This is a genomic window from Gaetbulibacter sp. NE (assembly GCF_025548475.1).
In the GTDB taxonomy this organism is placed as follows: Bacteria; Bacteroidota; Bacteroidia; order Flavobacteriales; family Flavobacteriaceae; genus Gaetbulibacter_B; species Gaetbulibacter_B jejuensis.
Map to the genome: position 1 here is coordinate 197839 of NZ_JAOQHY010000003.1, position 13337 is coordinate 211175.

10 protein-coding genes are annotated in these 13337 nt (G+C 33.2%); 2 read left to right on the forward strand and 8 right to left on the reverse strand.

The genetic code is table 11. The features are described 5' to 3' along the window. The 8 genes from OD803_RS06795 to OD803_RS06830 form a co-directional block, all read right to left on the reverse strand. On the reverse strand, positions 1-2994 hold the full coding sequence (locus OD803_RS06795) for a glycoside hydrolase family 3 N-terminal domain-containing protein (RefSeq protein WP_262732870.1): 2994 nt from the start codon (positions 2992-2994) through the stop codon (positions 1-3). A 114-nt stretch (positions 2995-3108) separates the two neighbouring features. Continuing rightward, the gene (locus tag OD803_RS06800) at positions 3109-3903 is read right to left on the reverse strand and encodes a cation transporter (RefSeq protein ID WP_262732871.1); all 795 of its coding nucleotides are present in this window, start codon (positions 3901-3903) and stop codon (positions 3109-3111) included. Between the two features lie 18 nt (positions 3904-3921). Then, the gene (gene serB, locus OD803_RS06805; RefSeq protein ID WP_262732872.1) at positions 3922-5145 is read right to left on the reverse strand and encodes a phosphoserine phosphatase SerB; all 1224 of its coding nucleotides are present in this window, start codon (positions 5143-5145) and stop codon (positions 3922-3924) included. A gap of 91 nt (positions 5146-5236) precedes the next feature. After that, positions 5237-5722, reverse strand: a complete 486-nt coding sequence (locus OD803_RS06810; RefSeq protein WP_134198902.1) for an ABC transporter ATPase — start codon at positions 5720-5722, stop codon at positions 5237-5239. A 17-nt stretch (positions 5723-5739) separates the two neighbouring features. After that, positions 5740-6534, reverse strand: a complete 795-nt coding sequence (locus OD803_RS06815; RefSeq protein WP_129760019.1) for a (Fe-S)-binding protein — start codon at positions 6532-6534, stop codon at positions 5740-5742. Positions 6535-6543: 9 nt separating this feature from the next. Next, on the reverse strand, positions 6544-7854 hold the full coding sequence (locus OD803_RS06820) for a (Fe-S)-binding protein (protein ID WP_134198900.1): 1311 nt from the start codon (positions 7852-7854) through the stop codon (positions 6544-6546). 12 nt (positions 7855-7866) lie between these two features. Further along, positions 7867-8817: an MlaD family protein gene (locus OD803_RS06825; RefSeq protein ID WP_129760017.1), complete on the reverse strand. Its 951-nt coding sequence runs from the start codon at positions 8815-8817 to the stop codon at positions 7867-7869. 53 nt (positions 8818-8870) lie between these two features. After that, on the reverse strand, positions 8871-9992 hold the full coding sequence (locus tag OD803_RS06830) for an N-acetylmuramoyl-L-alanine amidase (protein WP_262732873.1): 1122 nt from the start codon (positions 9990-9992) through the stop codon (positions 8871-8873). 88 nt (positions 9993-10080) lie between these two features. Between OD803_RS06830 and OD803_RS06835 the strand changes: the two genes are divergently transcribed. Next, positions 10081-12846 (forward strand): putative LPS assembly protein LptD, encoded by a 2766-nt coding sequence (locus OD803_RS06835; RefSeq protein WP_262732874.1) that lies wholly within the window; start codon positions 10081-10083, stop codon positions 12844-12846. Between the two features lie 10 nt (positions 12847-12856). Further along, entirely contained in the window at positions 12857-13237 is a 381-nt protein-coding gene (locus tag OD803_RS06840) for a RidA family protein (RefSeq protein WP_262732875.1), read from the forward strand. Positions 13238-13337 lie beyond the last annotated feature (100 nt).

Sequence of the window (13337 nt, forward strand, 5' to 3'; positions counted from 1 at the left end):
TTATTCTATAATCGCTTCGTAAATTAAACGTTGTATTTCTGTTCTAATATTTTCTCTTAAAAGCAAGTTTTTTCCAGCTCTAGGATAGGTTCTATTTGCTAAAAAGATATAAACTATTTCTTCTTCAGGATCTGCCCAAGCATAGGTTCCTGTAAACCCTGAATGCCCAAAACTTTGTAAGGATAAACAACCACAGGTTGGACCTTCTTCACCTAATTGTGGTTTGTCAAAACCAACTCCTCTCCTGTTGTCTCTATGACAATAGTAACATTTATTGAACTTATCTAAAGTTTCTGTTTTAAAGTATCGCTTACCTCCATAAAAGCCTTTTTGCAAAAACATTTGCATGATTTTGGCAACATCATTAGCATTGCTAAAAATTCCTGCATGACCACCAACTCCATTTTGCATTGCTGCTCCCATATCATGGACATAACCATGTACTTCTTGATATCTGTAATAGTCGTCAATTTCAGTAGGAACTATCTGTGAGTTACTAAAAAGTTGTGACGGATTGTATGTAGTATAATTTGCTCCCAATGATTGGTAAAAGTGTTCTTGAACTAGTTCATCTAGAGGTTTGTCGTAATAGCTCTCAATATATTTCTTTAAAATATAATATGGTAAATCACTATACCTATACCTTTGTCTTGATAGTAAATCGCTATCCTTTATGATTTTTTGTATAGAATCAGGATAATCGTGACGTAAATAAACTTCTTCTGCTACTTTAATACTAAAGTTAGGACTGTATTTTCTTCGGTAGTATTTAGCATCTGGTTTTTTTGTGACGCTATCTAATGTGGCTGCATAAAATGGAACCCAAGGTTTTAATCTTGCATAATGCGATAGCATTTCTTTTATGGTAATGTCAGATTTATTCGAACTTTTATACTCAGGTAATATTTTAGATAGTTTAGTATCTAACGATAGTGCTCCTTTTTCTTCTAACTCCATGAGTAATGGTAGTGTTGCTAAAATTTTGGTTAAAGAAGCTACATCATACAAATCTTCAAATTTTACTTTGTCATCTCCTTCGTATCTATGTTTTCCAAAGTTTTTGTTGTAAACTACTTTTCCTTTTCTGGCAACTAATAGCTGTATACCAGGAGTCATTTGGTTACTAATTGCATAATTAGCCACTGAATCTAGTTTTGATAACTTTTCAGAACTCATACCAACCTGCTCTGGCAAGCCATAACTCAAGGATTTTATACTGTTATAAGTAATTCCGTCGCCTACTTTAAAATGAATGCCTGTAGACACAGGTAATGCGCCTTTTGCAGCAACAGCTCCAAATACTACTTGAGCAGATTTTTGCTGAGCTATAGTACTGTTTTGGTAACTAACCACAATACCTTCTATGTTTTCAACAGTATGCAAATCGATTAGCGCATAAGGACGTACAAATACGTCTAAAATAACTTTATTGGTTCTTGCTATTTCGTACAACCAAACCAATTCTTGATCTTTAAACTTATAGTCTTTCCAAGGCGAAGCATTAGACTTATGTAACCCAACAATTACAGTATTATAGTTTTGAAGTTTAGTAAGTAATTCATCAAGCTTTTCGGCTTTGACATGATGTACTTTAGTATATTTTTTTAATTCCTCATAAAACGGAGTACCATCATCATCTCCAAAGCTTACATAAGCAATTTTCTTTTCATCAAGCTTTCGTAATGGTAAGATATCTTCTTTATTGCGCACAACCGTTATTGCATTCTCCATAAGGTTCTCGTACAGCAAATCATCTTTAAGTCTATTTAAGTCTTCAACCAAATTATGGATTCCTATAGGAGAATACTTATCTAAACCAACTTTGTATTTTGCCATCAATATTTTTTTCACCGAATGTGATAATCGTTCTTCAGTAATAATACTATCAGTATAAGCAGTAGCAAATAGTTTTATGGCTTGTTCAGGGTTTTCAGACATTAACATCACATCATTACCTGCTAAAAAGGCTTTTAAATCATTTTCACCTCCTTGAGGCATTTTTGTAGTACTGTTGCCATCTATACCTTTTTCAACATAATCAGCAACACCTTTCATTTCAAGCGCATCAGTAAAAATTAATCCTTTAAACTGAAGTGAGTCTTTTAAAATATCAGTAACAATGTGTTTAGATAATGACGAAGGATAACCTGGTCTTGGTTCTAAACTAGGTACGCTAAGATGTGCAACCATAACACTGCTTAAGCCTTCTTTTATTAGTTTTTTGTAAGGATATAGCTCTATAGAATCAATTCGTTTTTCATCAAATGTAATCGTAGGTAATGTTTTATGTGAATCGCTTTCGGTATCACCATGACCTGGAAAATGTTTAGCGTTTGCCAATACGCCAGCACTTTGCATTCCTTTCATAAATGCTAAAGCTTTTTCGGTAACGTTATCTCTATCCTCACCAAACGAACGATTACCGATAATTGGGTTTTTAGGATTTGTATTAATATCTACTACTGGCGCAAAATTAAAATGCACTCCAAGACGTTTGTTATGCTCTCCTATTTGATAACCTGTTTTTTCAACTAATGCATTATCTCTAATAGCTCCTAGTGTCATATTCCAAGGAAATGCATAAGTAGAATCTAAACGCATGCTTAAACCCCATTCTGCATCCATACCAATTAACAACGGAACTTTAGCAGCTGCCTGCAATTCGTTATTAAGTCTAGCTTGACGCACAGGTCCTCCTTTTGAATAAATTAATCCACCTATGTGTTGGTCTTTAATAAGTTTAACTATTTTGGTTTTAGTCGCTTTATCTTGACTAGAAAACACCTGAACCATAAACAATTGTCCTAATTTTTCTTCCAAAGACATAGCATTGTAAATGCTATCAACCCATTTTTGTTGTGCTTCAACGTCTTTATGAAGCAATGGATTTGTTAAATCTTGCTGTGGTAATACTTGCAGTTTCTCTTCTTGAGCACAACTTATAGTAGTAAAAGAGAGGAATATGATAGATATAAGGGAGAAAATGCATCTCATACATTAAAGTTTTTGGTATAATGAATTAAAAACTATGCCAAAATACCATTTTTACAAAGAAGTTTGAAGCACTTTAAGATAGATTTATAAAGAAGGTAATTAACAATATAGTTTCTACTTACTTAGTTTTAAAATTCTAAAAGCACCTTGAACTACTAATATGAAAACAACCGAACCGATAATTAAATCTGGTTTACCAGAATTCAACCAATTAACTAGAATTCCAGCTACAATAACACCTAAATTAATTATTATATCATTTGAAGTAAAAATCATACTTGCTTTCATATGTGCCTCTTCTTTGCTCTTGGACCTTTGTAAAATATATAGGCAAATACCATTGGCTATCAATGCAAGAATTGACACATAAATCATTGTTGTGAAATTAGGAAGATTTTCTGCTCCAAAAAAACGTCTTATAACTTCTACAAAACCAATTATTGCAAGTGTAATTTGAAAATAACCAGAAAGTTTAGCTATACTCTTTTTCTTTGTCATTGAGCCTCCAACTGCAAATAAGCTTATACCATACACAAAACTATCTGCAAGCATATCTAAGCTATCAGCTACTAGTCCCATAGATTTCGAAATCAAGCCTGTAGTCATTTCTACAACAAAAAAGACAAAATTGATTACTAGTACTGACCAAAGTACTTTTCTTTGGTTTTTGTTTTCCTTGAATGTGGTTTGACTAGTAGTAATTGTTGAAATTTTCTTTGCTCCTAAATTAAGCTCAGCAATAGATTTTTCGATTAGATTAATTTCTTCTGTATGAAATACAGAAAGCCTTCTATTCGGAATATCAAAGTCTAAATTTGCAATACTTGAAATACCATCTAATTTCATTCTAATGAGATTTTCCTCTGATGGACAATCCATTTTGGTAATTTCAAATACTGTTTTGTTCATTTTACTTTTAGAATTTTTCTAATCCAACAAGTCGATATGCCTGTCGTGATAACCTAATAGGTACAACACACCATCCAAACCAATACTAGAAATTGAACTTTGTGCATTATTTTTCACTTTAGGCTTAGCATGAAACGCTATTCCCAAACCAGCAAGATTTAGCATTGGTAAATCATTGGCTCCATCACCAACAGCAATGGTTTGACTAATATCTATTCCTTCTTTTTTAGCCAATAACTGTAAGTATTCAGCTTTTTTATTGCCATCAACTATTTCTCCAATATAACCACCTGTTAAGACACCATCTTTAATTTCCAGTTGGTTTGCAAACACGTAGTCTATGTCTAGCTTTTTTTGAAGGTAATCTCCAAAATATGTAAATCCACCTGAAAGGATTGCTGTTTTAAATCCGTAGTTGTGTAGAGTGTCAATTAGTCGTCTTGCGCCTTTTGTAATCGGTAATCTTTCAGCAACGTCTTGTAGCACTTCTTCACGAAGTCCTTTTAAAAGTTTCATACGTCTTTTAAAGCTTTCATTAAAATCAATTTCACCTTGCATAGCAGATTCTGTAATAGCTTTTACTTCTTCTCCTACACCAGCAAGTTCTGCTAATTCGTCAATAACTTCAGTTTGAATTAAGGTAGAGTCCATATCAAAACACACCAAGCGTCTGTTACGTCTAAATATATTGTCTTCCTGAAAAGCGATATCTACATCTAAATCTTTTGAAACCTGCACAAATCTAGCTGTTAGCTCTTGCTTATCATCAATTTTTCCTCGTATTGATAACTGAATTGATGCTCTTGGGTATTCTTCTTCTTTAACTAAAGAGGTTCTCCCTGTTAAACGTTTTATAGAGTCAATGTTTAAATTTTTATCAGAAATGATTTTGGTGACTTCTGAGATTTGTTCTGCTGCTAATCGTTCACCAAGAATAGTCACAATGTAACGGTCTTTACCTTGAAGGTTCACCCAACTTTCATAATCTTCTAAAGAAATAGGTGTAAACTTAGCAGTGATATTAAGTTCATAAGCTTTAAAAAGTAAGTCTTTTAAAACCGCAGCTGACTTTTTGCCAGTACCAATTTCAAACAAAATACCTAAGGACAAAGTATCATGAATATTAGCTTGACCAATATCTAAAACTTTTGCTCCATATTGTGCTAAAACACCTGTTAAAGCTGAAGTTAAACCTGGTTTATCTTGTCCTGAAATGTTAAGTAAGAAGATGTCGTTTGCCATTTGAACTATGTGTCTCGTTAAAAAGAGAAGTAAAAATGACTAAACTATTTGAATTATAAAAGTTTTGGCGTGTAAAAACAAGGTTAATTTTTCAATTTAAAAATCGACTATGCCAACTCTCGCTTGCAGGTACTTCCCAACTGTCTTTAAACTCAGCAATGTTAGTCACTAAATTATTAAATACAATGGTGTTTTTAGACACAGCTTTGTCTTTAGCCATCTTTTTAAAGTCCATAAGTGGCTTGTATGCTATAAACTCTCCTTGTTTGTAAGACACATTCATTTTATCCATTAAATCTACATCGTACTGCTTTTCTAATTGCTGAATAAAATGCACTGAAGCATCAATACTACATCCTGATGCTTGATTAAAGTTTTGATTTAATGCGATTACTATAAATCGCTTATAAACAATTTTGTATCCAGATTGAAGATTGCTTCCGTGAGCAGTCCAGTTTTGAATAAACTGACTTAATTGTTCTTCTAATTGAGCAAGCTCTTCGTCATTGAATGAACGGTTTGCTTGGTATATCCAAACTCTAGATTCGTCTGGTAATGTATCAAAATCTACTAGCATTTTTTTGTTTTAATTTATTAAAGCTCCTCGCTATTTGCTATGATTTCAACAATATCAAATACTTTAATATCAGATTCGCGTTCTTTAGCTTTAACACCGTCGGTCATCATTGTATTGCAATATGGACAACCTGTAGCAATTATATTTGGGTTTGTTTTAAGCGCGTCTTCAGTACGTAGCACGTTAATGTCCTTATCACCTTTTTCAGGTTCTTTAAACATTTGAGCTCCTCCAGCACCACAACATAAAGCAGTACTTCGGTTGCGTTTCATTTCTACTAAATCAACACCTAAACTTTTAAGTAGATTTCTTGGCGCTTCATACACCTCGTTAGCTCTTCCTAAATAGCAAGGGTCATGAAACGTAATACGTTTTCCGTTTAAAGTGGAGTCACTTTTTAGTTTTAAACGACCAGAACTCATCAATTCTTCAATAAATTGAGTATGATGTAATACTTCGTACACACCACCTAATTGAGGATATTCGTTTTTTAAGGTATTGTATGAATGTGGACACGCAGTTACTATGCGTTTTACTTCGTAAGCATTTAGTATTTCAATGTTAGTCATTGCTTGCATTTGAAACAAAAACTCATTTCCTGCGCGTTTAGCAACGTCTCCAGTATTGCTTTCTTCGGTTCCTAATACTGCAAAATCAACATTAGCTTTATGAAGTACTTTAACAAAAGCTCTTGATATTTTTTTTGCTCTATCGTCATAACTACCAGCAGATCCAACCCAAAATAAAATTTCTGGTTGTTTACCTTCTGCCATATACTCTGCCATTGTAGGCACTTTTAGTTTCTCGCTCATACCCTAATATTATTCTTCGTTAGCCCAATTTAAACGGTCCATTTGGTTATATGGCCAAGGTGCTCCATTGTTTTCAATATTGGTCATCATATTGTTAAGCTCCATTGGAGCAGCACTTTGTTCCATTACTAAATAACGTCTCATTTCTATAATAATTGATAATGGATCGATACTTACAGGACACGCTTCTGTACATGCATTACAAGTTGTACATGCCCAAAGTTCTTCGGTAGAGATATAATCTCCTAAGAGTTGTTTTCCATCATCTTTAAATTCACCTCCATTAGCATCGATATTTTTACCAACTTCTTCTAATCGATCACGAGTATCCATCATGATTTTACGAGGCGATAATTTTTTTCCTGTTTGGTTAGCAGGACATTCGCTTGTACATCTACCACACTCAGTACATGTATAAGCATTAAGTAGTTGTACCCAGTTTAAATCTTGCACATCACTAGCACCGAACTTTGCAGGAACCTCGTCTTCTGCGCCTTCTTCAGGTGCTGCAAATGGATCTGCATTTGGGTCCATCATCATTTTAACTTCGTTAGTAACTGCTTCTAAGTTGTTTAATTGTCCTTTTGGATTTACTTTTCCGTAGTAAGTGTTTGGAAATGCAAGTAAAATATGTAAATGCTTTGAATAGTATAAGTAATTAAGGAACACTAAAATTCCTAAAATATGCAGCCACCAAGCACTACGCTCTATAATATGCAATGTAGATTCTGCTAATCCAGAAAACAAAGGCGCTATGTATTGACTAATCACATTACCTGAATTCATATCTTGAAAATGAACATCGGTAGCATTCATAACTAAAAATAAAGTCATCAATACCATTTCAAAATATAAAATGAAATTACCATCATTTTTTGGCCAACCTTTCATTTCAGATTTCCAGAAACGTTGTAGTTTAATAACATTTCTTCTAACCCAGAATATTACAACTGATACAAATACTAATGCTGCTAATACTTCAAAAGTGCCTATAAGAACACCATATAATGTTCCCATTTTTGAAAATAGGCGATGCGTTCCAAAAAGTCCGTCGATAATTATTTCAAGTACTTCAATATTGATAATTACAAAGCCTACATATACAATAACGTGAAGTACACCTGCAATTGGACGTTTTACCATTTTGCTTTGCCCTAAAGCAATCATGGTCATGTTTTTCCATCGTTGTGATTTATTATCGCTTACATCAACATCTTGTCCTAGTTTGATGTTACGAATAAGTTTTTTGACATTTTTTGCAAAAAATCCTATTCCAAGAATAAGTGCTATAGCAAAAAGTATGTTTGGTATAAATTGCATAGTAGAAATAATCTAATTCATTTGTTCTTCAGTAGGTGCTTGGTAAGGAATTTCCTTTTTAGATAAAATACGTCTGTATCGTGCAGGATGTAGTTTTATATCTAATAGTAATAACTCCATTTCTTTTGAAGCGCCTTCTAAATTTTTATATAAAGCATCGTCTTTTAATAACTTACCAATAGTACCTTCACCATTATCTATACTAGCTAACACGCTATTAAGTCCGTTAACGGTTTGTTGTAAATTCTTTAAGGTTGCACCTAAATTAGCATCGGCAACTGAATCGGTTATTTTTGACAAGTTATTGGTTAAGTTTTCAGCATTGGCTAACGTACTGTTTAAACTTTCTTGATTGTCTTTTAATAATTTGTTTATGGTTTCAGACGTGCTTTTGAAAGAAGAAATGGTTTGGTTTAAACCAGCAATACTACCTCTTAAATTTGCTTTAGCTTCTTCATCAAACACATCATTTAAATTAGACAGTAACGAATCTGCACTCACCATCATAGTTTCAATTTTCTCTTGTAAAGGAGTTAAACGCTGATTAACCAATTCAGACAAACCACCTTTAACACTAGACTCTAAATACGAGCCGCTTTTTGCTATTTCGGCATTATCAAACGCTGGTATAATTGCTACTCCTTTTCCTCCTATTAAACCTAAATCGTATAACTGCGCTTTACTATTTTTAGAAAATTTAAAATCATTGTCAACAAGTAATTTTACCAATAATTTTCCTGATCCATCATCAGTAAAAGAAATATCTTGAACCTTACCTACACTAAAGCCATTAATGGTTACAGGTGTAGAAGGCGCAAGTCCTTCAACGTTATCATAAACAGTATAATAGGTTCTTGAAGAATCTAAAAGATTTTCACCTTTTAAGTAATTGAATAAATAAATAAACAGAACAATTCCTGATATGACCAGTATAGCTGTTTTAACTTCTCTTGATATTTTCAATGTTCAGTGTGTTTGGTTACACAAAATTAATGATAAATATATAAAGAATGTTTCTAATTAGAGGTACTTTTAATAGCTTCTGAAACATCTATTTTGTTTCCGTCTTTATAAGCTACTATAAAGCAGGTAGTATAGCCTTTAGCTTTAGCTTCATTTTGAAGTCTTTGCACTTCGTTATAATCTGAAGTATAACCATAATAATATTTATACAAGCCATCTTCCTTTTTTCTAGAGATATTATCTAGTCCCTTAAAGTTGTAAGGTTTAGGCTCTAGTTGTCTAGAACTTGCTGCTATTTGAACTTTAAACACAATATTTGGGAAGACTTCTTTAGTCTCTGGTATGGTTTCGTTTTCTATAGGTGGTTGTTTATCTGGTAATTTATCAGAAAAAATACTTTCACCTACATTTAATGATAATTCATCTTTATAACTTAAAATAGCATCTCTAATACCTATAGCCATTGATGTTTGACCACTAGAGGAATTTAAAAACTTTCCTTCAGGTTTATAGGTTAAAAAACCAACTTCAATTAACACACTTGGCATATAGGTGTTGTGTAACACCCAAAGACTAGCTTGCTTTACGCCTCTACTTTTTCGTGACAATTTCCCAGAAAAATTATCTTCAATAAGTCTTGCTAATTTAATACTGTTTTCAGTATATACTTCTTGTATTACACCCAAGCCTATTGATGACTCAGGAGAATTAGGGTTAAACCCTTCGTAGTGTGTTTCATAGTTAGCCTCTAAGAAAATTACTTCGTTTTCTTTTTTAGCTATTTCAAAGTTTCGTTGTGTGTTTGCTGCTCCTAAAACAAACGTTTCGGTACCATGAGCACTTGAGTGGTGAGAGTTACAGTGAATAGATACAAACAAATCGGCATCTGCTCTATTAGCAATGGCTGCACGTTCACGAAGCTCAATAAAAACGTCTGTTTTACGTGTATAAATTACTTTTATGTCTTTATGTTTTGATAACTCCTTACCTACTTCTAAAGCAATTTTTAAAGCGATATCTTTTTCTTTGTAACCACTTCCTAAATTACCAGGATCATGACCACCATGACCAGCATCTAAAACCACTACAAAATGGTCTTTATCCTTTTGAAATGCGTGTGCAGGTGTTAAATAAACTATAAATAATACGATTATGGAAAATATGTACGTTCTCATATGTGTTTAAACGGCTGACTAACTTGGTTTATTTTAATTTTTAAATTTTGGTCGAATTAACTGTAATCACAAAAAAATATATGTAATTTTGGCAATTCAAAAACCGAGCCATACTTTTACAAAAATACATTTAAAAGCATTGCGTACAAACATCTTTCAAATACTTTTTACCCTAAGTTTTACAGTGTTTATTAACACTTTGGGCTTTTCTCAAGATTTACCAAAATCTACCGAACCCATTACTCCAAAAACTGAAAGAGATACTTTGTCGCTAGTATCAGACTCTTTATTTAGTCAACCTTTAAATTTAAAAGAAAACGACTCCATTACTTCTGATAGTATTCCTAAGAAAAAGGAGTTTTTATCTGGAAAGGTTAACTATAAAGCAAAGGATTACGTATCCATAAACCAAAAGGAAAACAAAATATATCTCTATAATCAAGCTGAAGTGTATTATGAAGATATGGAAATAAAAGCTGGAGTTATTGTAATTGACTACAACAAAAATCTGGTGTATGCAGGTCGATTAAAAGACTCAACAGGATATAGTCAAGCTCCTGTGTTTAAACAAGGACAAAATGTTGTAGAGCCTGATTCTATTATCTTTAATACCGATTCTAAAAAAGCATTAATATTTAATTCCAAGACTGAACAAAGCGGAGGAACTATTATTGCTGACTTAACTAAAAAGGAAAACGACTCAGTATATTTTATACGACGCGGTAAGTTTACCACTTCAGAAAATCTTGACGATCCTGAATATTACTTTTTAATGCGTAAAGCTAAAATTGTACCTGGTAAAAAAGTGGTAACAGGTCTTACCAACATGTTTATTTATGATGTGCCACTACCTATTGGTTTGCCTTTTGCTTACTTCCCAATGACCAAAAAACAAACGTCTGGTGTTATTTTTCCTTCGTTTGGAGAACAAAATGACAGAGGGTATTTTGTACAAAATGGTGGTTACTATTTTGCTATTAATGATTATGTTGATTTAGCTGTTTTAGGGGATTATTACACTAATGGTAGTTACGGAATGCGTATCGAATCCAACTATGCGTTACGCTACAAGTTTAGAGGTAACTTGAGTTTTAGGTATGAAAACCTAATTAGTAGCGAACGAGGATTCCCTGATTATTCAAAAACTTCGGTTTACAATATAAGATGGTCACACTCACAAGATGGAAAATCTAGCCCAAATTCGCGTTTTTCGGCTTCTGTAAACTTAGGTAGTAGTAGATATTATCAGCAGTCTATTAATCAGTTAAACTCGTCTAACTTTTTAAATAACACATTATCATCCTCTATTTCATATTCAAAATCTTTTCAAGGCGAGCCACAAGTAAATTTGAATATGACTGCGACACACTCGCAAAACACCAATACACAGCAAATAAACATGACATTACCTACGTTTCAAGGTAGTGTGAGTAGAGTTTATCCTTTTGAACCTAAAGTTGGAACTAAAAAAGGAATTATAGATAACATCAACTTTCAGTATAATGTAAGAGCTGAAAACAGAATTCAAACTACCGATTCGTTGTTCTTTAAAAAAGAAATGTTTGATGATGCTAAAATGGGTGTACAACACAGTATTCCGTTAACCACAAACTTTAAAGTGTTTAAATACTTTAGTATGAGTGCCAGCACAAATTTTGAAGAAAACTGGACTTTTAATACTGTTAGAAAATACTACGATGCGGCTCTTGAGGAAGAAGTAACTATTCAAAAAAACACTTTTGATAGTTTTAGAACTTATAATTTTAGCACAAGTATTGGTACAACCATTTATGGTATGTACGATTTTACCAAAGAAGGAAAGGACACTAAAATTCAGGCGATACGACATGTTATGCGACCATCAATAAGTTATAGTATTAATCCTGCTTTTGATCAATATTATGACACTTATGAAATTGTTGATGCAGATGGAACCACATCTAGAGAAGTAGAATATAGCAGATTTGAAGAATCTATTTTTGGATCTCCTAATAAGAACTACGCAAGCTCAATGGGAATATCACTTTCCAACAACCTTGAAGCTAAAGTAAGAGATAAAGATTCAACAAAAACAGAACCTAAAAAGATAGTATTACTTAACAACCTTAACTTTTCTACATCTTATAATTTTGCAGCAGACTCTATGAAATTGAGTCCTATACGTATGTCTGGTGGTACTCAAATATTTGATAATAAAATGAGTATTAACTTTGGTGCAACGTTTGATCCTTATGCGTTAAACAATAACAATCAAAGAATAGACAAACTCAACATCAATAATGGCGGAAGCTTGTTTAGGTTAACTTCAGCTAGTGTAAACATGAGTTATAGCCTTTCAAACAAGAGTTTTTCAGGAAAAGGTGATGACGATAATTCAAACGATAGAGCTATACAAGAGTCTCTAAGAAGTGGTGGTCGTGCCGATGACCTTTTTGGAAAACCAGAAGATTTTGCAGACCAACGTTTAACTGATGATGACCGAGAAAATAAAGAAGAAAAACCTAGCGAATTATACAACTATGTCATCCCTTGGAACTTGCGTTTAGCCTACGCTGTAAATTACTCCAACTCTGCTAGACAAAACGAAATATCATCACACTCGTTAATGTTTTCTGGTGATGTAGAAATTTCTCCTAGATGGACCGTTGGTGCGTCGTCTGGTTATGATTTTAAAAACAACGGATTTACTTATACGCAATTACGATTTGAAAGAGATTTATTAAGTTGGCGAATGAACTTTAGCTGGATTCCTTTTAGTACCAGAAGTTCATGGAATTTCTTTATAGGAATAAAATCCAGCTTACTTAAAGACCTTAAATACGATAAGCGTAAGCAACGTGACCAACAATTATAATAACTACGTTATGAAAACAATAATCAACACCACCAAAGCTCCTGCTCCTATTGGACCATACAACCAAGCTACACTTGTAGGAAACACTTTATATACTTCAGGGCAAATTGCATTGCATCCAGAAACTATGGAGTTGATTTTAGATGACATTCAAACCGAAACCAAGCAAGTAATGGAAAACATGAAAGCGGTTTTGGAAGCTGCTGATATGACCTTTGAAAACGTAGTGAAAACCTCAATATTCATTAGTGATATGAATAACTTTTCAAAGATAAATGAGGTATACGGAACTTATTTTAATCCAGACACTGCTCCTGCAAGAGAAACTGTAGAAGTTGCCAATTTACCTAAGTTTGTAAATGTGGAAATTAGTATGATTGCAGTCAAATAACACGAGGTTCGTTTAACGGTCTTCTTTACTTTGATATTATTAAATTTAACAAGAGTAGAGAGGAGAACTCGAACGGTCTTTAGGTAATACCTATTACACG

What these genes read in the sequence shown, in the direction of transcription:
- OD803_RS06840 (WP_262732875.1), top strand. Translation starts at nt 12,857, where the DNA reads ATGAAAACAATAATCAACACCACCAAAGCTCCTGCTCCTATTGGACCA.
- OD803_RS06810 (WP_134198902.1), bottom strand. Translation starts at nt 5,722, where the DNA reads ATGCTAGTAGATTTTGATACATTACCAGACGAATCTAGAGTTTGGATA.
- OD803_RS06795 (WP_262732870.1), bottom strand. Translation starts at nt 2,994, where the DNA reads ATGAGATGCATTTTCTCCCTTATATCTATCATATTCCTCTCTTTTACT.
- OD803_RS06800 (WP_262732871.1), bottom strand. Translation starts at nt 3,903, where the DNA reads ATGAACAAAACAGTATTTGAAATTACCAAAATGGATTGTCCATCAGAG.
- OD803_RS06820 (WP_134198900.1), bottom strand. Translation starts at nt 7,854, where the DNA reads ATGCAATTTATACCAAACATACTTTTTGCTATAGCACTTATTCTTGGA.
- OD803_RS06815 (WP_129760019.1), bottom strand. Translation starts at nt 6,534, where the DNA reads ATGAGCGAGAAACTAAAAGTGCCTACAATGGCAGAGTATATGGCAGAA.
- serB (WP_262732872.1), bottom strand. Translation starts at nt 5,145, where the DNA reads ATGGCAAACGACATCTTCTTACTTAACATTTCAGGACAAGATAAACCA.
- OD803_RS06830 (WP_262732873.1), bottom strand. Translation starts at nt 9,992, where the DNA reads ATGAGAACGTACATATTTTCCATAATCGTATTATTTATAGTTTATTTA.